Genomic DNA, 25,399 nt, shown 5'->3' with positions numbered 1-25,399 from the left:
AGCCACTTTCTTGTTACATATTCAAAGATGTAGCCGATATTTATAGTGGAGGTGAACTCTATGGATATTGCAGCTTTATCTATTGGTCTGAAACAGGCTTCCTTAGGCCAAAGTGTCAGTATTGCTCTAGCAAAACAAACAATGGATGCATCACAACAAACAAGTGAACAAATGCTAAAGATGTTAGAAGCACCACATCCTAGCCTTGGAAAGTCTTTAGATCTTAAAGCGTAATAAGAAAGGCCAAAGGCGACCAACTAACGCCAATGCTAGGCTATAAAACTAAGTGCAGAATTTATATTTTCTGATACTATTACAAAAAACTGACTCAGTTAAACTGGGTCAGTTTTTTGTAATAAGCTCGTTAAGAAATAAACAAAATTCTACAATCTTCTTTATTGCTGTCGAAATAACACTAAATGTTCTTTCGTTATTTTGTTATAATATTACACAACTTTGACCACCATTAACCTTATTGGGCAAGACTAGACAAAACAACAAATGCTGCTTACTTTTACTAACACATCCACGTCTTGCCCATTTATCCTTAATAATCAGTCATAACTAAAACGTTGTTCCTTAAATGGATCACCTTCCATATGATAACCATTTCTTTCCCAAAACCCAGGATGATTTTGCTCCGTAAATTGAATACCTCTTAACCATTTGGCACTTTTCCAAAAATATAAATGAGGAAAAACTCCTCGAAGTGGAAAGCCATGCTCAGGTGTGAGCTTCTCATTTGCAAATGAGTGTGCTAAAAGACTTGTTTCCTTTAGAAAATCAACAATAGAAAGGTTTGTTGTCCACCCCTCTTCCGCATGTAAAATCACAAACTTTGCGTTATCTTTAATTTTCACCTCTTTCGCTAAATCCTTTGTTTTAACACCTTGCCAGTTTGTATCAAGCTTTGACCATCCTGTTACACAATGAATATCATTTAATAAATTACTTTGAGGCAGAGACATAATTTCCTCTAATGTAAATAGTTTTGGGGTTTCAACAAGTCCATATACCTGTAAATTCCATTTTGAGAGGTCTTTATAATAAGGCACATTTCCAGCATGCAGAACAGGAAATGTTGATGTGACGTTTTGGTTTGGTGGTACTCTTCCTGGCTCTTGATTATTGTTTCTTTTCTTCCCAAAGTACATATTCAGAATACCTCCCATCAATTTGTTAACCTTTTTTAATTTTAAGTTGACATAGTTTTTCACCTAGATTATTCTAGCATTAGATATTAATTATATCTTAGGGGGAGTTAGTTTGAAAAAATTGAGTACATATGATATTTCATTAGTTGGAATGTTTGCCGCGTTAATGGCCGTTGGCGCAAATATTACTTCTTGGGCACCTTTTCTTGAAGTCGCAGGTGTACCATTATCAATGCAGCCATTTTTCTGTATTTTAGCAGGTTTACTACTAGGTAGTCGACTTGGTGCATTGTCAATGACGATCTATGCTTTAGTAGGAATCGCTGGAGCTCCTGTGTTCGCTCAATTTAGTGGTGGTATTGGGGTTATTTTTGGAAGTACTGGTGGATTTATATTATCTTATATTGTTACTGCCTTTTTAGTTGGTAAAGTGATGGAATTAAGCAAAGAGAAGAAAGCAACTGCTTTCTTTACTGCTTCTTTTGTTGGAATCACTACAATTTACGTAGTGGGTACTACTTATATGTGGCTTGCTCTGAATGTATGGATGAATGCCCCTATGTCATATGGTGCCGCATGGGCTGTAATGTTGTGGTTTATAGTGAAAGATGTTGCTTTCACTATACTAGGCGCAGCTATTGCCCCTCGTATTTATTTTGCCGTTACAAAAGCAACTAGTAAAAGAATAGCTGCATAAATTAATAAAGAGGCTGGGACATAATTAAAAAATTCATACCAAAAGACGATTAAATCTAAATTAAGTTAAGTTGAAAGAAACAAGTTCGTTCCATTGCGCTGCAGACATAAGATTCGCCGGGGAGGAAGCTAAGCCTCCCTCGTAAGCTGCGCGCCTGTGGGGTCTCAGCCTTTCCTCTGCACCCGCAGGAGTCAAATGTCTCCCGCTCCATTCCACTAGTTCTTAAAAATAGTATGCAAAACCAATAAATCTATTGCTGACAGCAAATAAAAACCAAAATATTAGGCGAATAATTAATTAAAATATCTCCTAATATTTCGGGTTTATCATTAGCTTAAATACTTATGTCCCAGCCTCTTATTTATTGAATCTTACCTTCATACTTTTCCAAATAACTTTCTTCCTGTTCAGCACTCATAACTCCTGTCGCTTCTCCAACTGTTCCACCCTGTAATCTCCATATAATGTTATGATCTTTATCAGCTTCAGAAAAATCACCCTCTTTCCATTTATTTAAGATAGAAAGATATTTTTCTTCGTTTTCATAGTCTCCGCTTTCAATTTCATTAATCAAGTACTGAATACGTTCACTTGTCATTTCATAGTGAAGCCACTTTTCCTCTGCTATAACTTTTTGATGAGACATTCCATGCATATAATTAAGAATATCTTCCTCTGACAAAGTAGATGTACCTTTTCCAAAGGGATTTCCAGTTACAATCGTTTCATTAGTAGAATCCTTATTTTCTTCATTATCAACATCACCCTTCTCAACTACTTGTGATGAAGAAACAGGGTGATTATCAATCATATCTACTAATATAACTCCTAACACTCCTAAAAAGATTGATATAATAACGATACTAGAAACGATTAACTTGTGTTCTTTGATCCAAATCAGTTAAAACACCTCCCAAATATAGGATAAGTTAATGATACAATGCTTAAAACATTGATTACAAGAGAAAGCTTTGTCGAAAAATCTATCTTCATATTTTTACTATTTTTTAAAATTCAATGTATAATTGATTCTAGTTTTGTCAATAAAGATAGTATAGTAAACAAAGAGGGTGAGTAGAGATGAAAGCTTTATTATTAAAAAAGTACTTTTTAGATATAAAAGATAGAGAAAAGCTAGAGAAGGAATTAATAGAGAAAAATCCCGATTTAGTAGATCAAATACTAGAGTGGGATGATGAGGAGTTACTGGAGAGAATGAAATAGACGAGGCTGGGACCAGCTTATAATAAACCCGAAATATTAGGAGATATTTCAATTAATTATTCGCCTAATATTTTGGGTTTTTATTTGCTGCCCGCAATAGATTTATTGGTTTTGCATACTATTTTTAAGAACTAGTGGAATGGAGCGGAAGACATTTGACTCCTGCGGGTGCAGAGGAAAGGCTGAGACCCCACAGGCGCTTGTGCCGAGGAGGCTTAGCTTCCTCCCCGCGGAAAGGAAATGTCTGCAGCGCAATGGAACGAATTTGTTTTATCAGCTTAACTGAATTTAGATTTATTCGTCTTTTTGTATGACTTTTTTAATTATGTCCCAACCTCTGTTAAGCTAATTATAAAATTATTGCTGCAATCCATCCAAATAAAATAAGTGGGATATTATAATGAACAAAGGTTGGTACACATGTATCCCAAATGTGATTATGATTCCCATCAGCGGCTAGACCAGATGTAGGACCTAAAGTACTATCAGATGCAGGTGAACCAGCGTCACCTAACGCAGCGGCAGTTCCAACAATCGCAATTGTTGCCATTGGACTTAAGCCCAATTCTAAGCTTAGTGGAACAAAAATTGTTGTGATAATAGGTATTGTTGAGAAAGAAGACCCAATACCCATTGTAACTAATAATCCAACAAGCAACATTAATAAAGCTCCTATTGCTTGATTACCTCCTATTAAGCTAGCAGCATCCTTAACTAACAATTCAACATGTCCTGTTTCTTTTAAGACACTAGCAAAACCAGATGCTGTAATCATCACAAAGCCGATAAATGCCATCATTTTCATACCATTTGTCATAATAACATCTGCTTCTTTTCTCTTTAGTGAACCACCTAAATAGACAACAACAACACCAGCTAATGCCCCAAAAATCATTCCTTCAACACCTAGCTGCTGTGATAGATACAGTTGAACGGAAAGTGACACAATAATCGCTACAATAGCTATTACAAGACTTTTAGTTGTATAAGTATTACTTGCTTCCTGTCCGGCTACTTCACGAGTTTCATATATTCTTTTCTTACGATAAGAAATAAAGATGGCTGTTAATAAACCTAGAACCATTCCAATCGCAGGGATAGACATTGCTGCTGGAATATCTGCTAATGAGACAACAAGACCACTTTGTTCCATGTTTGTTTGCATTATTTCATGAAAGATCGCTCCAAACCCTACCGGTAAAAACATATATGGGGTAATTAAGCCAAATGTGATGACAGTTGCAATTAAACGACGGTCCACTTGTAGCTCGTTTAGAACTTTCAGTAATGGCGGAATAAGAACGGGAATAAAAGCAATATGAACTGGTATTACATTTTGTGAAAAAATTGAAATGGTTAGGATTAGTAAGACGATTAAAACCTTTGAAAGAGTTTTGCGTCTAGCTTCCCCTTCTCGACCGACTAATTTAATCGCACCTTCCACAATCGCATCAGGTAACCCTGTTTTTGATAATGCAACGGCAAATGCACCTAGTAATGCATAACTTAACGCAACTGTAGCGTTACCACCAAGACCATTTGTAAAGGTTTGGATTGTTGTTGCAACATCTAAACCTCCAGTGAGTCCTCCAATTAGCGCACCTATTACAAGTGCAAAGACAACATTTATTCTTAATAAGCTTAAAATAAGCATGACTAAAACTGCAATGATGACAGCGTTCATGATGATGACCTCCAAAAATCCTTTAGTTTGCTAATATGGTAGAGAAATAAAATAACAGAGTATAATTTAACATAGCTTTTTTTATTATGTCAATAGGATTTTATTATTGTGAAAAATTAATATATAGAATATCTCTGTAAATTTAAACATAGAATCTGGTTCGTCGCATTTCGCTTCAGACACTTGCTTTCCGCGGGGAGGAAGTCGAGCCTCCTCAGCTTCGCCTGCGGGGAGGAAGTCGAGCCTCCTCAGCTTCGCCTGCGGGGTCTCGACCTTTCCTCCACACCCGCAGGAGTCAAGTGTCTTACGCTCCATTCCACTAGAGTTATATAAAAGGTTTAATAGTTCAAACTTTTAAGCAAAAACAAGGAAACCGACAATTCGACAATTAAAGAATTTATTGTGGAGAAATATTTATTATTTTTCGGAATTACAAAGGGGAAATTTTATGAAGATTGTTAACGATTAATATTTCTTTTATTCCTCTAATCTTTTTGCAAATGCTCTATTCTAAAGGATTGCTGATAAAATAATCTAATTTCCTGTTAGTAACTATGTTTTTATCATATAAAATGTACTGTTCTAAGAAGAAAAGATGCCACTGGACTTTATACAGTCCTGTTCACTTCATATACTTAAAGCAACAAAGTATACGAAAATAGTCTTTACAAAAGAGACTGAATTAGATAAACAGTAGCTTTAAATTAAATGAAACATATTCTAAATTTAATTCAAAAAAGCTTGAGGAAAAACATTATTCCTCAAGCTTCTTGTGCTATTTACTTTACCCTGAACCTTTAGATGTTCTCCTCATGTTTAGGAGTACTTATAAAAAGAAGGTTCTTTCTAATAATAACTTATTCATTAACCTCAAAGCGTTCTACAAATGTAGCCAATGTTCTAGCCATAACACCTGTTGCGCCTGATGGACCTAGGTCAGTTTCTTTTGAAGTTGTAGCTGTTCCTGCGATATCAAGATGTACCCATGGAGTTTCTTCAGCAAATTCTCCGATAAAGGCACCAGCCATTATTGCATGACCTTCACGACCTGGCGAATTGTTTAGATCTGCCATTTTACTATTACGAACGCGTTTTTTATCTTTTTCAAATATTGGTAAGCGCCAAACTGGCTCTTCACATTCATGTGATGCTTGAAGAATTTGTTCGAATAATGGCTCATTGTTAGTCATTGCACCTGTTGTATCAGTTCCTAAGGCAATGATTACTCCTCCAGTTAGTGTTGCAACATCTACTAAATAATTTGCACCATGGTGTTTAGCATATGTCACTCCATCTGCAAGTGCAAGTCGTCCTTCAGCATCTGTATTAAGCACTTCAATCGTTTTTCCACTTAATGACACAATAACGTCGTCAGGCTTAAATGCACCCCCACTGATCATATTATCAGTCGATGGAATTACAGCAACTACATTTTGTTCAGGCTTGATTTCACCGATAATTTCCATTGCTCCAAGAACAGATGCTGCTCCACCCATATCTGTTTTCATCCCAACAATTCCATCTTTTGGCTTGATTGAATAGCCACCTGTATCATAGGTAATACCTTTGCCTACCAATCCTATAACGTCTGTCCATTCATCCTTGCCTTGATATTTCAAAACGATCATTTTTGGTGGCTCTTCTGATCCTTTATTTACAGCTAATAAAGCCCCCATTCCAAGACGTTCCATTTCCTCTTTTTCAAGAATTTCATATTCAAATTGATACTTCTTAGCCAATTCAATTGAATAAGCTGCTAGCTCTGTAGCCGTTAAAAGATTAGGTGGCATGTTCGTTAAGGTTCTTGCACTATTTGTTCCTTGTCCAAAAGCATACCCCACCTCAAGACTTGATTTGATTTCATCACTGTCTTCTGTATCAACTGCAATACGGATTGTCTCAATTTTATGTTCAGGCTCATTTGATTTCTGCTTATAATCTTGTATCTGATAAGTAGATAAAGCGAAAGCCTCTGCCAATGCGTGGGCTGCTTCATTTTGATCAAGATTTTCTGCAACAAATGTTTCTAGTGCGACAGTCAGGTGATGAACTTTCATTTCTTGGACGGTTTTGAATAGTTTACCAAAAGCTTCTTTAACTGATGTAAAATCTAATAATTTTTCTTTTCCCAAACCAACTATATAAATACGTTTTACAGGAAGCTTACCTAGGGTATGTATTTTAGTAATGGCTTTTCTTTTAGCAGATAAGTCTCCATCTTTTATTAACTCTGAAAGCTTACCATCTAATTGGTTATCTAAATCTGCTATGTAACCAGATAATTTATTATTTTGTTGAAATAAACCGATCACAAGTGTTTCATGATCTTCTAAATTAAGTTGATTATGTACTTGAAACAACAACAACACCTCCGTATGGAATGAAAAACTGAGTTTATTTTAACACTGTAAGCAAACTTTAGAAAACTTACTAAGTATATGGTTATAATCAATAAAAACATGCATAATACTAAATTCATTGTTTAAGGGTTGGATTAGAAGATATGCTATAATGAGAAAAATCATTTTATTGATTACTAATTTAAAACCTACATACAAAATTGTTCTCTAGCTAGCTTTTTCTATTTGATTGTAACAAATAGAAACTTTAATTAAAATTGTAAGCACTTTAATATTGTTTTACATTTGAAAGGAGCACTCATTTTGGAACTATTTCTAAATTTCCCTTTAATTGCAGCATTAGCAGCTATTTTCTTTGCACAGTTTGTTAAGGTACCTATTTTATTTATTGCAACAAGAAAGTGGGATTGGTCTCTTGTAACAAGTACAGGAGGAATGCCTAGCTCCCATTCAGCAGCGGTTACAGCTCTTGCTACTGGGGTTGCACTAGATCATGGTTTAGATTCTTCAATTTTTGCGATATCAGCAGTTTTTGCCATTATTACAATGTTTGATGCTACAGGAGTAAGAAGGCATGCTGGCGAGCAAGCAACAGTATTAAATCAATTGGTGCTTGATTTTAATACTTTTGTTGAAGAAGCGAAAGTTTGGCCAAATAAAGAAATGAAAGATAAACAAAAGAAGTTAAAAGAGCTCTTAGGTCATCAGCCAATTGAAGTATTTTTTGGCGGATTAACTGGGATATGCTTAGCTCTATTATTACATTTTTTATTTACACTTTAAGAGGAGGGATTATTTGAAGCTAATTTCTATTTGTCCAAGTAATACAGAGCTTGCTGTTTATTTAGGGTTAAAGAACGATCTTATTGCACTAGATGATTTTTCTGATTGGCCATTAGAATTAAATTACCTTCCTAAGCTAGGACCAGATCTATCCATTGATATGGACCTGCTTGAATCCTATAAGCCAGATTTAGTGTTAGCTTCTCTAAGCGTACCAGGTATGGAGAAAAATGTGAAAGAGTTAGAAGCTCGTAACATACCTCATATCGTGTTTAATCCTCAGTCATTCAGCGATATTGCAAGTGATCTTGAATTATTAGGAAAAGCAACTGGTAAAGAAGCCGAAACAAGAGACGTCTTAAAAAAATATAACCATACTCTGAATACATACCGTGCCATTTCTGAGACTATTGACCAACCTCCATCAGTTTACTTCGAATGGTGGCCAAATCCTATTTTCACTCCAGGTAAAATAAATTGGCTTACAGAGCTTAGTGAATTAGCTGGTGCAAAAAATATTTTTGATGATGTAGAATTAGCAAGTGTTCAAACGAATTGGGACGATGTTTTTAACCGAAATCCTGATCATATCTGTTTATCATGGGTAGGCGTTAAACAGTCTAGGATGAAAATTTCACATGTTTTAAAAAGAGTGAATGCTCAAGATCTAAAAGCTGTAAAAAATGGACATATTCATCTATTAGAAGAGTCATTATTTTGTCGTCCCTCTCCAAGGCTACTATATGGACTTCAAAAGCTTGCTTTTAGATTACATCCTACTTTATATCCACAGCCACAAGAAAATGAGCTCTTGCTTTAAATAGTATGAAATTGAAAAAGCTAATGGATGAATCCATTAGCTTTTTGTTTTATCTTTTATATACTTTTGTCTAAATACCTGCATGGATTCATCATTGTTTAGCTTTTCTAATTCTTGTTCTGTTATTGTGCCATCACCCATCTCGACAACATATACATCTAAATGCTTCTTGCCCCAATCATTGTAAACCTCAGATACTGTTTCATAAAAGAGATCTAATTTATTCCCTTTTATTGCCCCACCTTTATCTGCTACAACACCATACCCATAACCTGGAATAAATAAGATTGTTCCTAATGGAAACACATCTAGATCTGCAGCAACAGTAGAGTATAAATCACGCTTTACCTTTACTCCTGAATATGTAATTCCATAACTTGGGTGATCAGGGTTTTTACCTGTTGATTCTACACCTGCTGTATATCCAGTTGCGACAACTTTTTTTGTTGGGAACTTCGACCAGTCAAAAGCATCCTCCAATGAAACATCATGATTCACCGCTTCTACACTTGAAGAAATTTCTTTGGTAACAGTAGGCTCACTTCTTAATGATTTGAAAGAAAGTCCCAAAAACTTAAATGTATCTTTCTCCTCTGACTGATTAACACTATCATTATATCCTGAACTTAATTGATCATATCCATACCAGTTTGCAATGTCCTTTGCTTTAACACCTGATATAGCTTCAAATGTAGTCGTTAATGCACCTAAAAATAATAAAGTCATAATAATTCTTTTACTTACTCTCTTTATACTTATCATATATTTACTTTCCACTCCTCTCACAAATTTATTCGTTCCCTAATTTGCAAGAAAGTATTCATAAATAATGAAAAAAAACTATATATTGAGAGTTTAGCAGGAGTAATTTTACAACTTTTTGCACCTTTTCAAATCCTTGTTAATAAGGGTTCCTGGCGTCAATATATTCCCCTATATAACGCAAATAGCCTCACATCATATTTTGATGCGAAGCTTGTATTAAGTATATGTTTAAAACATTTGATAGCCTCTTTTACGCAGCATTTTAATTGTAACTCCTGCAAGAATTGCACCTATTAAGCCAGAAGATAAGATTAATAAGTCAGCAAGAGCAAGTGAGGTTATTTTATTACCTAGTTCAGTAAAAGATTCACCAGGATTTTGGAAATATTGTATAAATCTCACATCATCTATAATAAAAATACAAACTATAGGATATATAATTGCCATTATCCATGACATACGTAAAAGCATATTTAATAAAAAGCCGATTCCAAAAAATAAAACTAAAAATAAAAGCATTGATATTAATAAAACAGGTAAGCTTAACATCGCTATCACCTCCATTACACCATTATTAGTGTAAAGGACGATTGAACGACAGTCAATTGAAAGTCAGTGAACGTTTTATGACTTCTTACCTGTGCCTTCGCAGCTTCCACATGTTTCAGATCCACCGAGCATTAGCTGAAAATACCCTTTACCAGAACAATAGGGACATTCCTTAGTTTTAACCTCTGTTGTATTCATAAACGTCTCCCCTTTGGAAAATGAATTGTTTTAGATAATATACCAATTATTCTGACAATTATAAAGGGAGATATTCTGACAAAATTGTTTATGTAAGCGAATACATACAGATCATACTTTATTCCTCTTTAATTTTCTTACTATTTAGAAAATATAAATACATATTTTTCTTAAGTAGAAAAGAAGACCTAAGAGCCATATTACATTAGGTATATTTACTGCTTATAAAAAAAGACAAGAGCATGAGCCCTTGTCCTTTAGTGTTGCTTTTTATAGAATATTAAATTTCCCTTTTTTCACTACTAATGAAGGTCCACCAACCATGAATAATGCACGGTTATCGATCATCTTTTTCATAAATGATGCTTTTGTACCAACTAACTTTTTACCAAATACAACACCAACTGCATCATGTTCTCCTAATGATGCAACAGAGCCTTTAATATCCGGAGTAAATGTAGCCATTTCACCGCGCTCACGAATTGCTACAGATAAGTTTTTCGCACATACCTCACCTTGTTGCATCGCAATTTGAGCTGTTGGAGGATATGGACGGTTAATTTCTTCGTTAATGATTAATGCACAATCACCAATGATAAATACATCATCATGACCTGGAGCACGTAAGAAACCATCAACTTTTACACGACCACGCATGTTTTCAAAGCCTGCTTCTTCAACAACGCTATTACCACGTACACCTGCTGCCCATACAACAGTACCAGCTTTAATTGTCTCAAGCTCTTCACCTTTAGCAACGATGATACCTTCTTCAATACATTCCTTAATTGCTGTACCAATCATGAATTCTACGCCTTTTTTCTGTAAATGGTTAACTGCGTAGTCAACTAATTCAGGATCAAAGCCTGGTAAAGCTGTTGGTGCTGCTTCCACACAGATAATACGAACTTTATTAAAATCTACATCATACTCTTTACAAAGCTCTGGAATTCTGTTTCCTAATTCTCCAAGGAATTCAATTCCAGTAAAGCCAGCGCCACCAACAACAATTGTTAAACGCTCATCTTTCTTCTCCGCTTCCATGTTATATGTAGCGAATTGGTATTCGATATGCTCACGTAGTTGGCGAGCAGAATCAATGCTTGTAATTCCGAATGCAAACTCTTTTAAGCCTTGGATACCAAATGTTTCTGGGTGAGCACCTAGAGAAATAACTAAATAGTCATATTCTACTTCTCCATTTGTCATGACAACTTTTTTTGCTTCTTTATCAATAGAAACAACAGTGTCTTGAACAAAATTCACTCTACTGTTATCAATAATATCTTTAATTTGATAACGAGCTTTATCATGATGTAAAGTTCCTGCTGAAGCTTCATGTAACCATGTAGTTTCATAATGATAGTCATTTTTATTTATTAATGTAATTTCTGCTTCGTCAACACCGACTTGCTTTTGTAATCGTGTAACTGTAATTAATCCACCATAACCTGCACCTAAAACGACAATTCTTGGCTTTCTCAACGAATACATCCACCTTTACTCTAAAGTTGTTGTAATGCTCGAATTATGTCTATTATCTATAATCCACTGAAATACAACTTTTTATTTTGATTTAAAGAAATAAAACTTTGTGAAATCATTCACTTACCTATGCATACGAATATAAAAATTTTATAAATACGTATAAATATATATAATTACACCTATATCCAATCATATATATATAATGAACATTTTTCAAGTAATTTTTTCTAACAACATGGTTTGTTTTTTCACGAAAAAGAAGTATAATACCTACCACTTTTATTGCTAAAAAGCCATAAAACACTTACAATTTATAACTACATCTACAAAATGTAAGGATTTTCATAAAATATTCTCCAAGAAAAATCACACTTAAACTAGAGACATTTAAGATTTTTGAACACACTAAATGTAATGTAACGATGTATTATGTTAAGATTTCCCTAATAAGCATTCGAACGATAAAAGGAGGAGCTCATGTGAAAGAAGATACTAAAGTTTATGATATCACCATTATTGGTGGAGGACCTGTTGGATTATTTACTGCTTTTTATGGTGGAATGAGGCAGGCAAGTGTAAAAATCATCGAAAGTCTTCCACAGCTGGGCGGTCAGCTATCTGCTCTATATCCAGAAAAGTATATTTATGATGTAGCGGGTTTTCCTAAAGTAAGAGCACAGGAGCTTGTGGATAATTTGAAAGAACAGATGAATCAATTCTCACCTACTGTTTCCCTAGAACAAGCAGTTGAAGAAGTTGAAAAACAAGCCGATGGTGTATTTAAGTTAACGACTAATAGTGAAATTCACTATACAAAAACAATAATCATTACAGCTGGTAATGGAGCATTTAAACCTCGAAAGCTTGAAATTGAGGATGCGACTAAGTACGAAAATGCTAATCTACATTATTTTGTAGATGATTTAAATAAGTTTGCTGGAAAACGTGTTGCTCTGTGCGGTGGAGGAGATTCTGCAGTAGATTGGGCATTAATGCTTGAACCAATTGCAGAAAGTGTTGCTCTTATTCATCGGAGAGATAAATTCAGAGCACATGAACATAGTGTCGAATTACTAATGAACTCCAAGGTTAATGTTGTCACACCTTTTGTACCAACAGAATTGATTGGAGACGAATCAATAAAGCAAATCGTTTTAGAAGAAGTTAAAGGAGATCGTAAGGAAGTATTAGATATCGATGATCTCATTATCAATTACGGCTTTGTCTCATCGTTAGGACCAATTAAAAATTGGGGATTAGAAATTGAGAAAAATTCAATTGTTGTTAATTCTAAAATGGAAACAAATATTGAAGGCATCTACGCTGCAGGAGATATCTGTACATATGATGGAAAAGTTAAGCTAATAGCGAGTGGCTTTGGAGAAGCTCCAACAGCAGTTAATAACGCAAAGGCTTATATGGATCCTAAAGCTAAAGTTCAACCACTGCACAGTACGAGTTTATTTAACTAAATTAAAATAGAACTAACCAAAAACGACTGACAATATTGTCAGTCGTTTTTTAAATTAACATTCTTCTGGAGTCCCAGTGTTAGCTGCTGTTCTAAATGAAGATCCACAGCCACAGTTAGCGATCGCATTAGGATTTTCGATAGTGAATCCTCCACCCATCATGGATTGCTTATAATCAATTTGTGTGCCATTGAGAATAGGTGCGTCCTCTTTTTTTATAAGAATTGTTAAACCATGTTGCTCTAAAATTTCATCTTCATCTGTTATTTCATGTTCAAAGCCCATGCCATAAGAAAGACCACTACAGCCTCCGCCTTTAACTCCAACGCGAAGATAAGCCTGTTCTTCTTCACTTTCTTTCATCATATCTTTTATTTGAAAAGCTGCTGCTTCAGATATACTAACAATCTCAGTCATATTTATACCTCCTTGCTTTTTCTGAAAGGATTATCCTTTTATTATAATCTAAGGTATGCAATCACTCAAATATTTGAACCGACCAAGCTTCTAGATTGTTAAAGGTAAAACGTTCCTGTACATATAACCTCTGCTGGACCTGTCATAAGTACATTTCCTTCAGATGTCCAATTAATATGAAGATCACCACCAGCTAAATGAACGGTTGTTAATTCTCCTTGTACAGTGTGATGATTTAGTACTGAAGATACAACTGCTGCACATGCACCTGTTCCACAAGCTTGAGTGACACCTGAGCCTCTTTCCCAAACTCTAAAGTGCAATTCGTTTTTTGAAACAACCTCAACGAACTCCACATTAACTCCTTCCGGAAAACAGCGATCTTTTTCAATAATTGGACCTAATGTTGTTACTGGCGCTTCATTAATATCGTCTACATAAAAAATAACATGTGGGTTACCCATAGATACTGTTGTACCTCTTAAAGTATGTCCACTGAAAACCATTTCCTCATCAATTGCCTTATCATTAGCTTGACCCAGCATTGGAATTTGTGATTTTAACAGTCTAGGTTCACCCATATCAACCGTAATTAGCTTAACCATTTCATTTTCAATCTCCAAGCTAGCTTCAACTAATCCTGACAGCGTTTCGATTTTAAATGTTGTTTCGGTCACTAACTTATGTTCATAGGCATACTTAGCTACACAGCGTAATCCATTTCCACAGTTCTTACCTTCTGATCCATCATTATTGAAAATTCTCATTTTAACATCAGCCTTATCTGAAGGACATATTAAGATCAATCCATCAGATCCTATGCCAGTATTAACATTTGAAACTTTTACAGCAATATCCGGTAATTTTTCTTCGTCTAAATTTTCCTCAAAAGTATTAACATATATATAATTATTACCTAATCCGTGCATTTTAGTGAATTTAAATGATTTCATTGCTGCCTCCAAATTTCTTCGTTTTTATTAGTATAAAATGTTGGAAATATGAACACAATATAAATATCCCCCGTTTTATATAAGTAAAAGCTCACTGTTTATAACAGAGAGCTTTTATTTTTAATTTAAGACCAATTTCCTTCCTGAAAATAGTTCCTTTTCCTTATTTATTTGGTATACTTTTCTTATAGGTATAATTCATTATGACTTTTATAGGTAAAAGGAAGTGATCCGAATGGAAAAGAACCTTGACTATTTATATGACAGGAAAGTCGATTGTTATATTTGTAAAACTTCATACACTACTAAAAAGGTACTTTCTAGGTACATTCGTGCTCATAAACATGATACAGACTTTTGTTCTTTTTATATTTCTACGAAGATAAATCCACTTCTATATTATGTCCATGTTTGTCCATCATGTGGATTTTCTTCCACTGAGGAATCTAGCAATTACTTTCCACCAATGACTATGGAAGCTATCCAAGAGAAAATCTCTACAAACTGGAACAATAAGTTCTATTGTGATGAGCGATCTTTAGAAACTGCAATAAACTCTTATAAATTAGCCATTTACTGTGCCACTATAAAAAAAGAAAAGAATATTGCGTTAGCTGGACTATATCTGCGCTTATCATGGTTATACCGAACAGAAGAAGTAAACATAGCAGAAGAGAAGCGTTTTTTGCGTCTTGCATTAGAAGAGTATCTTAAATCTTATATGAATAGTGACTATTCTGAAACTCATTTATCTGAGGTTAAGCTATTATATATTATTGGAGAGCTTAGCCGTCGTGTCGACAATCACGTGCAAGCTACAAGATATTTCTCAAGAGTTATTGAAAAACAAAAAGATACAGTCGAAAAAGGAATTGTCCAAATGGCAAAAGATCGTTGGTCAGAAATGCGCGAGCAAAAGTCAGGCTAAAAGGGACAAATATAAATAGCTGATCAAAGTGAATTATCTTATCTTCACTACTGTATCAGCTCTTTTAGTAAGGAATTTAAAACATAGGGTTTTCTTCTAAGTACGTATAGATATTTTCAACTAGACCTTCTGGATTATCTCCTGTAACAATTTCTCCATTTACTAACGCATATAATGAACTGTAGCATTTGCCACAATAACTAAGACAGCCATATTCTATAATATCTAAATTTGGATCTTTCTCAAGTATTTCTAAAGCAGCTTGAGAACCATTTGCCAAATTACTAATACAAAATTCAATTATCGGCTTCATTCTTCACACCTCTCTATTTAATTTCTATCCTAATAGGTATCAGCAATTACGTCAAACTTTATTATTACCTTTCATACTTAACTAATTTCAACCTTATAATATATAGAGCATAACTATTCAACCTACATCTAACGTTAATTGTGTTCTACTAATTTAAGATAAGTAAAATTTTACTATTAAAGAAAACGTTTTATTAAGAATATGTTGTGATTTTATACGAAATTCGATATACTTTTTTATGGTATTTTGTATAAGAGAGGGTTATATTTTTTTATTATCTAGTCCACTTTCTTTTTTTCATATTTCATAAAAAAATGACTAAATTATAAGATACATGTCCAAAAAATTTCGTTATAATTAAATTATTATAAGTTTGCAGTTAGTCCTATGGTGTAATTGATTCTCGACCTTAACATACCACTTAAGACTTAATTAATGCTATAACTACTCTCATACTTTATAAAAACGTGGGGAAAAAGGAGTATCAAATATGAAAAACCTAGTGATTCTTGGCGGCGGGTACGGCGGAATGCGTGTCCTTTTAAGACTTTTACCAAACCAACTGCCTGATGATGTTCAAATAACACTTGTTGATAGAAATCCTTATCATTGTCTTAAAACCGAATACTATGCATTGGCTGCAGGAACAATTTCTGACAATCATATTCGAGTTTCTTTTCCAGAGCACCCTCGTCTTCATTCAAAATTCGGAAATGTTATTTCTGTTGATCTCGAAAAAAAGGAAGTAGTTTTAGAAAACGAAGATACCATTCCTTATGACGACTTAATTATCGGTTTGGGTTGTGAAGATAAATATCATAATGTCCCAGGCGCTGATGAATTTACTTATAGTATTCAAACAATTGATCAATCTCGTAGCACGTATCAAAAGCTAAATAACTTATCTGCAGATGCTACTGTCGCTATTGTTGGTGCTGGTTTAAGTGGTGTTGAGCTTGCAAGTGAGCTTAGAGAAAGCCGCAAAGATCTAAACATTAAATTATTTGATCGCAGTAAACATATTTTGTCTAGCTTCCCTGAAAGATTAAGTAGTTATGTTGAGAAATGGTTTACAGAGCATGGTGTTGAAATTATTAGTGGCGCCAACATTACCAAAGTTGAACCGAATGTTGTCTATAATCATGATCAACCATTTGATTGTGATGTAATTGTTTGGACTGCTGGTATTCAGCCTAATCAGGTTGTCCGTGATCTACCTGTCGAAAAAGACAGCCAAGGTCGAGTTATATTAACAACACAGCATTTTATTCCAAATTTTGAAGATGCATTTGTTCTGGGTGATTGTGCAAGCTTACCCCACGCACCAAGTGCACAATTAGCAGAAGCACAAGCAGAGCAGATTGTTCAGGTTTTACTAAAGAAATGGAATAATCAGCCACTACCAGAATCATTCCCACCTTTTAAATTAAAAGGTGTTCTAGGGTCATTAGGTAAAAAACAAGGCTTCGGGCTTGTAAATGATCGACCTTTAATGGGGCGTGTACCACGTCTACTTAAATCTGGTGTACTTTGGATGTATAAATATCATAACGGATAAACTAAATAGACAAGAGGATAATTATATAAAGGATGACGACATTTTGACTCCCTTTTATAATTATCCTCTTTTTTTGAGAAAATTAAGGTGTAGTGCTCACATAACCATATTTATCAAATTCTTCATATATCCTTTTTAACCGCGGACTTCCCTCACCAACTACATTACCTTCTATCACAACAAGAGGATAGAAATACTCATCTTCTAAAATTTTTTCAGCAAACTCTTTTTTCTCTGGATCATTCGGGGGCTCATGTATGTCAACATAAGCTATTTTAAAGTGCTGATCTTTATACTTCCTTTTAAGCGCTGCCTCTAGCCATTCATAAGTTTCTTTAGCTGACGGCAAATTCACACAGCTTGGACAAAGAATCTCAGCTCCATACACGCAAATTTCCACAGTTTTCATCCATCACACCTACACTTCTTTTTCTCCATTGTATTCGAATAATGGAATTATGACCATTCTTATCATGGAAATATCATTCTAAAAAATCTACTTTTCACTCTGCTTCAAAGATTGAGGCTAATAGCGGTAAGGTAATCTAAAACTTCACTCCTTCGAGTATAGAGGTAAGCCAAATACCAAAGGAGAAGATGAAGAGATTCACAGCTTCCTTCTCCGTAAAACGTATGTCACAAGCAAAATGGAGCAATTTTCGTTACCTTGAGCGATATTTATGATAATATAGTACCAAAGGGTTAATTCTTTAATTTTCGCATTTAGAATAATCTTTTTATATACACAGGAATAAAATGGCAATATATTTTAATCTTTCGATTAGATTTTTTGCGACATTTCAAATATAATATGATTAAGGAAAGAAAGGAGTTTGATTTGAATGGAAGCAACTATTAATGATCAGGTTCAAGAAGTTCTAGATAAACTACGTCCCTTCTTACTTCGCGATGGAGGAGATTGTGAATTAGTTGATGTAGAGGATGGAATTGTTAAGCTACGTCTTTTAGGTGCTTGTGGAAGCTGCCCAAGCTCAACAATCACATTAAAAGCTGGTATAGAGCGTGCACTATTAGAAGAAGTACCAGGTATTATTGAAGTAGAACAGGTATTTTAATAAGATCTACAGGCATTTAAACAAAGTGCTTTTCTACTTTAAAGGCCATTCGAAAAAGGACTGACAATTGTCAGTCCTTTTTATCTTATACACTTTTTACTTCTTGAGTTAGCTCAACTTTGCAACCTTCTAGATCAATACTTAAATGTTCTACATCACAATCAGTGAAATCAGCAGCTAGCTTTTTCGCTAAAGTATTGCCTTTTCCTTTTTCAATAAAACAGATCACTGTTGGACCAGCTCCACTTAATGCAGAACCATATGCACCAAGTTCAGCCATTTTTTCTTGAACTAACTTAATTTCAGGAATAAGGGTTGAGCGATATGGTTGATGAAATAAATCCTTATTCATCATCTTTCCTACTAGTGGCCAATTGTTCGTCATTAAACCTGCCACTAGCATATTACCTATTGCACTTGCTTCAACAGCGGTTTTATATTCTAAAACTTGAGGTAATACATTTCTTGCATCACTAGTGAATACCTCATATTTTGGTACAACAACTACTGCATCAACATCGATATTCTTCACACAAATTATTTCAGTTTGTTCCTGTTCATGAAGACCTATTACCAACCCTCCGTAAAGAGATGCCCCCACATTATCTGGATGACCTTCTTCAAGGCTTGAGATTCTTAGTTTATCATCGTTCGTTAATTGTAGCTGACAAAGCTGATTAGCTAATTCAATCCCTGCTATTATAGCTGCTGCACTACTTCCAATACCTCTTGCCATCGGAATTTCGCTCCAAACCTTTACCTCACACGCTGGTAAAGGTTTGTTATGCATGGATGCAACTTTTAAAGCAACTTTAGCAATAAGATTATCCTCATTTGTCGGAATATCCTTAACATCCTCTGTCATTGGTATGAAACGTATTTGTTTGGCTGCCTTGACTTCAAGAGTTAAATATTTACCAAGTGCAAGGCCAATCGAATCGAAACCTGGTCCTAAATTAGCCGTACTACCTGGCACTGTAATCTTTAACATCTCTCCTTCTTTCATCGAACTGCTACTCCAGTCAATTGCTGCAGAAAAACCTCTTCATCATTAGGTAAAACAAGTGGCTTGATTTCAGAAACATCAATTGCTGTGTTAGGATCTTTTAAGCCATTTCCAGTTAATACAGCGACAACTTTACTACCTTCTTTAATTAACCCTAATTTACGATGTTTAATTAATCCAGCAATTGATGCACATGAGCCTGGCTCCGCGAATACTCCCTCTTCACGAGCAATTAACTGATACGCTTCAATAATTTCTTCATCTGTAACAGAATCAATTTTACCGTTAGACTCTTCTTTAGCTCTTACAGCCGTTTCCCAGCTAGCTGGATTTCCGATACGAATCGCTGTTGCAATTGTTTCTGGGTTCTCAATCGGCTCACCTCTAACAATTGCTGCTGCCCCTTCAGCCTGGAAGCCATGAATAATTGGTAAACCTGTTTGCTTCTTCTCGTTATATTCTTTAAAGCCTTTCCAGTAAGCCGTAATATTTCCTGCATTTCCAACTGGAATAGCTAAATAATCTGGTGCACTTCCAAGCTGCTCACATACTTCAAAAGCTGCTGTTTTTTGACCTTCAATACGATATGGATTAACAGAGTTTACTAAAGTAATCGGTAATTTTTCACTAATATTTCGGACCATTGTTAATGCATGGTCAAAGTTTCCTTGAATCGCATAAATTTCTGCACCATACATAACGGCTTGTGCTAGCTTACCAAAGGCAATTTTACCGTCTGGAATCAATACGATACACTTCATATTTGCTCTTGCAGCATAAGCTGCTGCTGCTGCTGAAGTATTACCAGTTGACGCACAAATAACTGTATCGCTGCCAGCTTCTTTAGCTTTAGCAACGGCCATAACCATTCCACGATCTTTAAAAGAGCCTGTAGGATTTGTACCTTCTGTTTTAACATACAATTCAATTCCAAGCTTTTCAGAAAGCTTAGGTAAATGAATAAGTGGTGTATTTCCTTCTTGCAAAGTTAATCTAGGCGTATTTTCTGTTACAGGTAAAAATTCCTCGAACTCCTGAATAAGTCCCTTCCACATCATATCGAACCGTTCCCTTCCACTCTATAAGTACTTTTCACTTCTTCAACAACAGGCAAATCATTTAAACGCTGTAAAATTTCTTCAAAATCACTTTGAGATGCTTTATGTGTCACAATAACAATTTCTGCTAGATTACTATTTTTAATAGGAAGCTGGAGGATTTTCTCAAAGCTTACTCCTCGTTCTGAGAAAAGAGAGGTAATATTTGAAAATGCTCCAACCTGATCTTTCGCACTTATACGTAAGAAATGCTGTGCGTAAATATGTTCTGGACTTTTTAATTGTTTTTCAAATTGTGGTGCTACTGCACTGCGGCCATTAACACCTAATCTCATATTTTTCATTACTCCTACTAAATCTGAAACAACAGCTGTTGCAGTAGGAAGACTTCCTGCACCTGGTCCGTAAAACATAGTTTCTCCTACTGCTTCTCCATAAACATAAACTGCATTAAATTCATCATTTACAGCAGCTAATGGATGAGTCTCAGGTAAAAGTGTTGGTTCAACAGCAACTTCAATCTTGCCATTTTCACGTTGTGCAATACCGATAAGCTTCATTGTATATCCAAGACGTTTACTATAGCTAATATCATCATCTGTTACACTTGAAATCCCTTTAACACTTACATCTTCTAAATCAACATGCATAGAAAATCCTAGTCTTGCAAGAATCGCCATTTTTCTAGCTGCATCTAATCCTTCTACATCTGATGTAGGATCAGATTCTGCATAACCAAGATCTTGTGCTTCCTTCAATACTTCATCATAAGCACTTCCAAGCTTAGTCATCTTTGTTAGTATGAAGTTCGTTGTTCCGTTCACAATTCCCATCATTTTTGTAATTCTGTCTGATGCTAAACCATCAACTAAACTACGTAGAATTGGGATTCCCCCCGCTACACTTGCTTCATAAAATAAATCACAGCCATTTTCAGTAGCAATTGAAAGTAATTCTGTTCCGTACACTGCCATTAAATCTTTATTTGCTGTTACTACATGTTTTTTAGCTTTTAGAGCATCAATTAAATGCTGGCGAGTTTCTTCCACTCCACCCATTACTTCAATAACAACATCTATATCAGGATTATTTATAACATCCTCAACGTTCGTTGTAAGCATTTCTTTACTAATATGAACTTGGCGATCTTTTTCTATATTTTTAACAAGAACCTTCTTTACTTGCACTGGACAACCAACTTGATGCATTAATTTATCTTGGTGATCTTCGATTATCTTAACAACACCACTTCCAACCGTTCCAAGTCCTAAAAGTCCTACATGAATTGCTTTCACACTTCCCACTCCTTTTGTTCATCTATAGAGTACAATTGTTCTCTCTTAAAAGACACTAATGATATACTTGTCATTATAAAATGCTTATAACTGTTTTACAAGGGTGAATTTTCAGTTTTTTAAAAGAAAACGTTTACATGATTGTTGCATTAAGGATTAAATTTAATAATTTCTTTTTATAAAATTAATCGTAGCTAGGAACCAAGTAATGAAACGACAAATAAAAAGCAATTAGGTGGAAAAATAAGTTCGTTCCATTGCGCTGCAGACACTCCATTAGCCAGAGGTGGAAGCTATGCCTGTGGGGTCCTAGCATTTCCTCTATTCCGGTAGGTGTCTTAATCTCTTCCGCTCCATTACACTAGTTCTTAAAATTAGTAGACAAAAACAAATAATCTATTGAAGACAGCAAAAATCTCATCGAAGAAAAGATTAGACTACATACCTTTTTTTGTACGAAAATATTATTTTACTTTAACCCTTGTCTTAGGTTCCATTCCTGTTAAGACTGCATAAATATTTGCAGCACACAGTTCGATCATCGACAATCTCGTTTCAACACTAGCGCTTCCTATATGTGGTAATGCTAAGACATTAGGTAATCCTACAAGGGGATGGTCTGCTGAAATTGGTTCTTTCGTAAATACATCCAAACCTGCACCAGCAATTTCTTTATGTGTTAAAGCTTCGTATAAATCTTGCTCATTAACGACAGCCCCACGACCTGCATTAATAAAAATTGCTGTAGATTTCATTTTCTGAAATGATTTCCTATTAAATAGCTCTTTAGTGTCATTCGTTAGTGGAGTAAGGCATACAACAAAGTCTGATGCTTGTAATAATTCATCTAAGGAACAATATTTTGCTCCTAATGACTCTTCAGCTTCACTATTTCTAGAACGGTTATGATAAAGAATATCCATTTCAAATCCTGTAGCACGCTTTGCTAAGGCTTGTCCTATTTTCCCCATACCAACAATACCAATTGTTTTATGATGTACATCATGACCTGCTAAAAGTAATGGCCCCCAACTTTTCCACTGATTATTTTTCACATAATCTGCTGCTTCTATCAATCTCCTTGCTGTTGACAGTAACAGACCAAATGTTAAATCTGCTGTAGTATCAGTTAAAATATCTGGTGTATGACAAACGACAATTCCTTTTGCTTCTGCATACGTAATGTCAATATTATCAAAACCAACTGCTAAGTTTGCAACAACTTTTAAGTTTGTCGCAACATCTAATAATTCTTGATCAATCGAGTCAGAGAGCATTGTTAAAAGACCATCTGCCTTTTTTGCTTTTTCTACTAATATTTCTCTAGGACAAGGAACTTCCTCTTCTGGCCACATTTCAACATCTGCGATCTCATATAAGTCTTTTACCTGCTGTTCTGAACATTTTCTAGTTATAAAAATATAAGGCTTTGTCAATATACACACCCCTCAACAATATTAAAGATACTTTCTTTTAGGATTTGGTTGCTTGGTAACTATGTATGTAATCATGTCTTTATAAGACTTTCTTAAAGCAAAATGCCAGTAGATGTGATTAAAAGCTTGGATTAACGTTAAAAGTGAGCATAAAATCTTATAGTCTATTTTATCATAAGCTATGAAATCAAGTTGTGATAAGTTAGAGGCTGGACGTTAGAACTTCCAGCCTCTTCAAAAAGTTAATGCCCGATATTCACTAACCAATCTACAGCTGGTAATTGAATTCTCTTTGTTCTCATAGAGAGCATACTTGAGTAACTTCGTAAAAAGGATTCATAATGACCAGAAGATTTAAGAATTTCCTCCATCCTGTCCTCTAATACAGGCTTCATGTCGTCTCCTGCTAAATAGTAGCTTTCTACACATTCAAAATAATGAATAGGAAATAATAATCTGCTATAAATGAGTCTCCATGAGAAAGAAGATAGTGGTGATGTACGATCATAGTCTTCTATAAACTTATATCCGCTTAATTTGAACTCTTCTTGCTTTTCAAAATAAAGATATCTCATATACTCTGCAATATCTCTACTACTGTGATCAAAAACCCAATCAATTGGAGATTTTACACACATTACATCATTCCATGTGTTTGAATGGAAACGGTGATGACAAATGGTTGCTGAATCAATTGGTTGTGGTTCCTCATCCAATTCAGTATCTACTAAATATTGAATCGCATTTTCTGCTAATCCTAAATAATAAGGAAATGATTCTACAAACATCTTTTCAAATGAAGTTAAAGGCTGACTTTGTATTTTACCTCTCCAAAAATTCTCCAATTGATCTAGTCGTTTTTCCCATAGTAATTTCCACTGCCCAATCCTTTGCGTTTTAGAAACTTGATAAGGATATGTTCTACCCTTTAAGTGAAAACGTGCTAAGTCACGACCTAACTGAGTTAATCTTGCTTGATTATATGGTGAACATTTTAATATGACATATTTGATTTTATCTTTCTCAAAATAAAGATGATTTTCTTTTGTTAAAACAATGCTTGCGATATTTGGTTCTCTTTTTTCTATCATGTATTGACTTAATTGATATAACTCATAAAGCTCATCTTCATCAATATGTGAGGCAGGAACGATTAAAAAACGGGATTGATGTAATTGAAATGTCTCATATTGTCCTTCTTTTGTAAGCTCCTTTACTTTTATTCCATACACATCATGTATTGTTTTTTTCAATGTTTTCCCCTCCAGAGAAATGGTTCTTATTCTATCGTAATCAAATGATCACCTATTTATGATGAATTAAAGCAGGGAGTTTTATAGTTTTATAGAAGAAGTAAAGAGGGTATATGTAAAAAGAGGAGACACTTACTGATTACAATTTCATTTTTTTGTATAAAATTAGAGGTATGTGACCTTACTATTTATACACCAACTCGAGAAGCCAGTGAATAGCTTTTACATTACCTGAAGCTAAAAAAGAAAAATGGATAGCTAGCCAATTTTGTATTCGTTTTGAATAGTTGTGGAAGAGTTGTCATACAATGAATAAATACGCAAAAAAGAGAGATAGGTGACTTTAAATGAAAAGTGAAGAAAAAATGGATATCGTCGAAAAAACAGCACGAGATTGGATGGTCAAACGTGGTGTGAAGCTTGAAGATATAGCTGACCTTGTGTATTTTTTACAAGAAAAATATCATCCAGATCTAAAAATGGAGGATTGTCTTGAGAATGTAGATCGCGTTCTTACTAAAAGAGAAGTACAAAATGCCGTAATAACAGGCATTCAATTTGATATATTAGCTGAAAAAGGACAACTTGAAGAACCACTTCAATCGATCATTGCTACAGATGAAAGCTTGTACGGGGTAGATGAAATTTTAGCTTTCTCCATTGTTAATATATATGGTTCAATTGGTTTCACAAATTATGGATATATCGATAAACTAAAGCCTGGTATCCTGCAATATTTAAATGATAAATCAGGTGGTAAATGTCATACGTTTCTAGATGATATTGTTGGTGCGATTGCAGCTGCTGCGTCAAGCAGGCTCGCTCACCGTGCTAGAGATGTTGAATAAGCACTAAAAGTAATAGCCACTATAAGCCCATGTGTATGACTACATACTTAAAAGCTTGAGTGGC

The 25,399-nt window shown here is 34.8% G+C and carries 27 protein-coding genes; 10 read left to right on the top strand and 17 right to left on the bottom strand.

The features are described from left to right. Positions 1-60 precede the first annotated feature (60 nt). On the top strand, positions 61-234 hold the full coding sequence (locus tag JOC75_RS16725) for a YjfB family protein (RefSeq protein ID WP_146948100.1): 174 nt from the start codon (positions 61-63) through the stop codon (positions 232-234). A gap of 320 nt (positions 235-554) precedes the next feature. Here JOC75_RS16725 and JOC75_RS16720 read toward each other — a convergent pair whose 3' ends face one another. Beyond that, complete coding sequence (locus JOC75_RS16720; RefSeq protein WP_204955139.1) at positions 555-1,154, bottom strand: sulfite oxidase-like oxidoreductase; 600 nt, start codon at positions 1,152-1,154, stop codon at positions 555-557. 112 nt (positions 1,155-1,266) lie between these two features. Here JOC75_RS16720 and JOC75_RS16715 point away from each other — a divergent pair, with 112 nt between their 5' ends. Beyond that, entirely contained in the window at positions 1,267-1,851 is a 585-nt protein-coding gene (locus tag JOC75_RS16715) for a biotin transporter BioY (protein ID WP_239589539.1), read from the top strand. A 361-nt stretch (positions 1,852-2,212) separates the two neighbouring features. Here the strand turns inward: JOC75_RS16715 and JOC75_RS16710 are convergent, their stop codons facing one another. Beyond that, positions 2,213-2,662 carry a DUF6241 domain-containing protein gene (locus tag JOC75_RS16710; RefSeq protein ID WP_239589538.1) on the bottom strand — a complete coding sequence of 150 codons (450 nt, stop codon included), beginning with the start codon at positions 2,660-2,662 and terminating at the stop codon, positions 2,213-2,215. Between the two features lie 269 nt (positions 2,663-2,931). On the opposite strand from JOC75_RS16710, the gene JOC75_RS16705 reads away from it, so the two are divergent. Further along, on the top strand, positions 2,932-3,075 hold the full coding sequence (locus tag JOC75_RS16705) for a hypothetical protein (protein ID WP_204955138.1): 144 nt from the start codon (positions 2,932-2,934) through the stop codon (positions 3,073-3,075). Positions 3,076-3,424: 349 nt separating this feature from the next. Here JOC75_RS16705 and JOC75_RS16700 read toward each other — a convergent pair whose 3' ends face one another. Further along, complete coding sequence (locus tag JOC75_RS16700) at positions 3,425-4,759, bottom strand: Na+/H+ antiporter family protein (RefSeq protein WP_204955137.1); 1,335 nt, start codon at positions 4,757-4,759, stop codon at positions 3,425-3,427. 857 nt (positions 4,760-5,616) lie between these two features. Continuing rightward, positions 5,617-7,119 carry a leucyl aminopeptidase gene (locus JOC75_RS16695; protein WP_204955136.1) on the bottom strand — a complete coding sequence of 501 codons (1,503 nt, stop codon included), beginning with the start codon at positions 7,117-7,119 and terminating at the stop codon, positions 5,617-5,619. A 303-nt stretch (positions 7,120-7,422) separates the two neighbouring features. Here JOC75_RS16695 and JOC75_RS16690 point away from each other — a divergent pair, with 303 nt between their 5' ends. Together JOC75_RS16690 and JOC75_RS16685 are read left to right on the top strand one after the other, a co-directional pair. Continuing rightward, positions 7,423-7,902, top strand: coding sequence for a divergent PAP2 family protein (locus JOC75_RS16690; RefSeq protein WP_146948090.1), 480 nt, complete (start codon positions 7,423-7,425; stop codon positions 7,900-7,902). A 13-nt stretch (positions 7,903-7,915) separates the two neighbouring features. Next, positions 7,916-8,722 carry a cobalamin-binding protein gene (locus JOC75_RS16685; RefSeq protein WP_204955135.1) on the top strand — a complete coding sequence of 269 codons (807 nt, stop codon included), beginning with the start codon at positions 7,916-7,918 and terminating at the stop codon, positions 8,720-8,722. Positions 8,723-8,758: 36 nt separating this feature from the next. Here JOC75_RS16685 and JOC75_RS16680 read toward each other — a convergent pair whose 3' ends face one another. The 4 genes from JOC75_RS16680 to JOC75_RS16665 all read right to left on the bottom strand — a co-directional run bounded on the left by JOC75_RS16680 (position 8,759) and on the right by JOC75_RS16665 (position 11,719). Then, positions 8,759-9,484 (bottom strand): 3D domain-containing protein, encoded by a 726-nt coding sequence (locus tag JOC75_RS16680; RefSeq protein WP_204955134.1) that lies wholly within the window; start codon positions 9,482-9,484, stop codon positions 8,759-8,761. 231 nt (positions 9,485-9,715) lie between these two features. Then, positions 9,716-10,036, bottom strand: coding sequence for a YuiB family protein (locus tag JOC75_RS16675; RefSeq protein ID WP_204955133.1), 321 nt, complete (start codon positions 10,034-10,036; stop codon positions 9,716-9,718). A gap of 75 nt (positions 10,037-10,111) precedes the next feature. Then, entirely contained in the window at positions 10,112-10,234 is a 123-nt protein-coding gene (locus JOC75_RS16670) for a YuiA family protein (RefSeq protein ID WP_204955132.1), read from the bottom strand. A gap of 270 nt (positions 10,235-10,504) precedes the next feature. Further along, a complete protein-coding gene (locus JOC75_RS16665) occupies positions 10,505-11,719 on the bottom strand; it encodes an NAD(P)/FAD-dependent oxidoreductase (protein WP_146948082.1) in 1,215 nt (404 codons plus the stop codon). A 482-nt stretch (positions 11,720-12,201) separates the two neighbouring features. Between JOC75_RS16665 and yumC the strand changes: the two genes are divergently transcribed. Further along, complete coding sequence (gene yumC / locus JOC75_RS16660) at positions 12,202-13,194, top strand: ferredoxin--NADP reductase 2 (protein WP_204955131.1); 993 nt, start codon at positions 12,202-12,204, stop codon at positions 13,192-13,194. A 54-nt stretch (positions 13,195-13,248) separates the two neighbouring features. On the opposite strand, the gene JOC75_RS16655 is transcribed toward yumC, so the two are convergent. Both JOC75_RS16655 and dapF read right to left on the bottom strand, forming a co-directional pair. Further along, positions 13,249-13,611: a HesB/IscA family protein gene (locus JOC75_RS16655; RefSeq protein WP_204955130.1), complete on the bottom strand. Its 363-nt coding sequence runs from the start codon at positions 13,609-13,611 to the stop codon at positions 13,249-13,251. Positions 13,612-13,709: 98 nt separating this feature from the next. Next, on the bottom strand, positions 13,710-14,564 hold the full coding sequence (gene dapF / locus JOC75_RS16650) for a diaminopimelate epimerase (protein ID WP_204955129.1): 855 nt from the start codon (positions 14,562-14,564) through the stop codon (positions 13,710-13,712). Between the two features lie 235 nt (positions 14,565-14,799). Here dapF and JOC75_RS16645 point away from each other — a divergent pair, with 235 nt between their 5' ends. Then, complete coding sequence (locus tag JOC75_RS16645; RefSeq protein ID WP_204955128.1) at positions 14,800-15,492, top strand: DUF2225 domain-containing protein; 693 nt, start codon at positions 14,800-14,802, stop codon at positions 15,490-15,492. Positions 15,493-15,568: 76 nt separating this feature from the next. On the opposite strand, the gene JOC75_RS16640 is transcribed toward JOC75_RS16645, so the two are convergent. Beyond that, a complete protein-coding gene (locus JOC75_RS16640) occupies positions 15,569-15,805 on the bottom strand; it encodes a YuzB family protein (protein ID WP_204955127.1) in 237 nt (78 codons plus the stop codon). A 490-nt stretch (positions 15,806-16,295) separates the two neighbouring features. On the opposite strand from JOC75_RS16640, the gene JOC75_RS16635 reads away from it, so the two are divergent. After that, positions 16,296-17,363 carry an NAD(P)/FAD-dependent oxidoreductase gene (locus JOC75_RS16635; RefSeq protein WP_204955126.1) on the top strand — a complete coding sequence of 356 codons (1,068 nt, stop codon included), beginning with the start codon at positions 16,296-16,298 and terminating at the stop codon, positions 17,361-17,363. An 82-nt stretch (positions 17,364-17,445) separates the two neighbouring features. Here the strand turns inward: JOC75_RS16635 and JOC75_RS16630 are convergent, their stop codons facing one another. Then, the gene (locus JOC75_RS16630; protein ID WP_204955125.1) at positions 17,446-17,772 is read right to left on the bottom strand and encodes a YuzD family protein; all 327 of its coding nucleotides are present in this window, start codon (positions 17,770-17,772) and stop codon (positions 17,446-17,448) included. 433 nt (positions 17,773-18,205) lie between these two features. Here JOC75_RS16630 and JOC75_RS16625 point away from each other — a divergent pair, with 433 nt between their 5' ends. Next, complete coding sequence (locus tag JOC75_RS16625) at positions 18,206-18,439, top strand: NifU family protein (RefSeq protein WP_146948066.1); 234 nt, start codon at positions 18,206-18,208, stop codon at positions 18,437-18,439. A gap of 85 nt (positions 18,440-18,524) precedes the next feature. Here JOC75_RS16625 and thrB read toward each other — a convergent pair whose 3' ends face one another. The 5 genes from thrB to yutH form a co-directional block, all read right to left on the bottom strand. Further along, positions 18,525-19,445: a homoserine kinase gene (gene thrB / locus JOC75_RS16620; RefSeq protein WP_204955124.1), complete on the bottom strand. Its 921-nt coding sequence runs from the start codon at positions 19,443-19,445 to the stop codon at positions 18,525-18,527. Then, a complete protein-coding gene (gene thrC / locus JOC75_RS16615) occupies positions 19,442-20,500 on the bottom strand; it encodes a threonine synthase (protein WP_146948062.1) in 1,059 nt (352 codons plus the stop codon). The genes thrB and thrC overlap by 4 nt, the downstream gene beginning before the upstream one ends. After that, positions 20,500-21,798: a homoserine dehydrogenase gene (locus JOC75_RS16610; RefSeq protein ID WP_204955123.1), complete on the bottom strand. Its 1,299-nt coding sequence runs from the start codon at positions 21,796-21,798 to the stop codon at positions 20,500-20,502. The genes thrC and JOC75_RS16610 overlap by 1 nt, the downstream gene beginning before the upstream one ends. A 464-nt stretch (positions 21,799-22,262) precedes the next feature. Continuing rightward, a complete protein-coding gene (locus tag JOC75_RS16605; RefSeq protein ID WP_204955122.1) occupies positions 22,263-23,234 on the bottom strand; it encodes a 2-hydroxyacid dehydrogenase in 972 nt (323 codons plus the stop codon). 242 nt (positions 23,235-23,476) lie between these two features. Further along, positions 23,477-24,487 carry a spore coat putative kinase YutH gene (gene yutH, locus JOC75_RS16600; protein WP_204955121.1) on the bottom strand — a complete coding sequence of 337 codons (1,011 nt, stop codon included), beginning with the start codon at positions 24,485-24,487 and terminating at the stop codon, positions 23,477-23,479. Between the two features lie 347 nt (positions 24,488-24,834). Between yutH and JOC75_RS16595 the strand changes: the two genes are divergently transcribed. Beyond that, the gene (locus JOC75_RS16595) at positions 24,835-25,335 is read left to right on the top strand and encodes a phosphatidylglycerophosphatase A family protein (protein ID WP_204955120.1); all 501 of its coding nucleotides are present in this window, start codon (positions 24,835-24,837) and stop codon (positions 25,333-25,335) included. The last annotated feature ends 64 nt before the right edge of the window (positions 25,336-25,399 follow it).

Source organism: Metabacillus crassostreae (assembly GCF_016908395.1).
Taxonomy (GTDB): Bacteria; Bacillota; Bacilli; order Bacillales; family Bacillaceae; genus Metabacillus; species Metabacillus crassostreae.
Note: the sequence above shows the minus strand (reverse complement) of the source record. Positions and strands in the feature narration are given on the sequence as shown.

Coding starts and splice junctions, on each gene's coding strand:
- JOC75_RS16705 (WP_204955138.1), top strand. CDS start 2,932: ATGAAAGCTTTATTATTAAAAAAGTACTTTTTAGATATAAAAGATAGA.
- JOC75_RS16655 (WP_204955130.1), bottom strand. CDS start 13,611: ATGACTGAGATTGTTAGTATATCTGAAGCAGCAGCTTTTCAAATAAAA.
- JOC75_RS16635 (WP_204955126.1), top strand. CDS start 16,296: ATGAAAAACCTAGTGATTCTTGGCGGCGGGTACGGCGGAATGCGTGTC.
- JOC75_RS16725 (WP_146948100.1), top strand. CDS start 61: ATGGATATTGCAGCTTTATCTATTGGTCTGAAACAGGCTTCCTTAGGC.
- JOC75_RS16720 (WP_204955139.1), bottom strand. CDS start 1,154: ATGTACTTTGGGAAGAAAAGAAACAATAATCAAGAGCCAGGAAGAGTA.
- JOC75_RS16680 (WP_204955134.1), bottom strand. CDS start 9,484: ATGATAAGTATAAAGAGAGTAAGTAAAAGAATTATTATGACTTTATTA.
- JOC75_RS16640 (WP_204955127.1), bottom strand. CDS start 15,805: ATGAAGCCGATAATTGAATTTTGTATTAGTAATTTGGCAAATGGTTCT.
- JOC75_RS16670 (WP_204955132.1), bottom strand. CDS start 10,234: ATGAATACAACAGAGGTTAAAACTAAGGAATGTCCCTATTGTTCTGGT.
- JOC75_RS16595 (WP_204955120.1), top strand. CDS start 24,835: ATGAAAAGTGAAGAAAAAATGGATATCGTCGAAAAAACAGCACGAGAT.
- thrC (WP_146948062.1), bottom strand. CDS start 20,500: ATGTGGAAGGGACTTATTCAGGAGTTCGAGGAATTTTTACCTGTAACA.
- JOC75_RS16625 (WP_146948066.1), top strand. CDS start 18,206: ATGGAAGCAACTATTAATGATCAGGTTCAAGAAGTTCTAGATAAACTA.
- JOC75_RS16645 (WP_204955128.1), top strand. CDS start 14,800: ATGGAAAAGAACCTTGACTATTTATATGACAGGAAAGTCGATTGTTAT.
- JOC75_RS16710 (WP_239589538.1), bottom strand. CDS start 2,662: ATGATTGATAATCACCCTGTTTCTTCATCACAAGTAGTTGAGAAGGGT.
- thrB (WP_204955124.1), bottom strand. CDS start 19,445: ATGAAAGAAGGAGAGATGTTAAAGATTACAGTGCCAGGTAGTACGGCT.
- JOC75_RS16675 (WP_204955133.1), bottom strand. CDS start 10,036: ATGTTAAGCTTACCTGTTTTATTAATATCAATGCTTTTATTTTTAGTT.
- JOC75_RS16630 (WP_204955125.1), bottom strand. CDS start 17,772: ATGAAAACTGTGGAAATTTGCGTGTATGGAGCTGAGATTCTTTGTCCA.
- JOC75_RS16700 (WP_204955137.1), bottom strand. CDS start 4,759: ATGAACGCTGTCATCATTGCAGTTTTAGTCATGCTTATTTTAAGCTTA.
- dapF (WP_204955129.1), bottom strand. CDS start 14,564: ATGAAATCATTTAAATTCACTAAAATGCACGGATTAGGTAATAATTAT.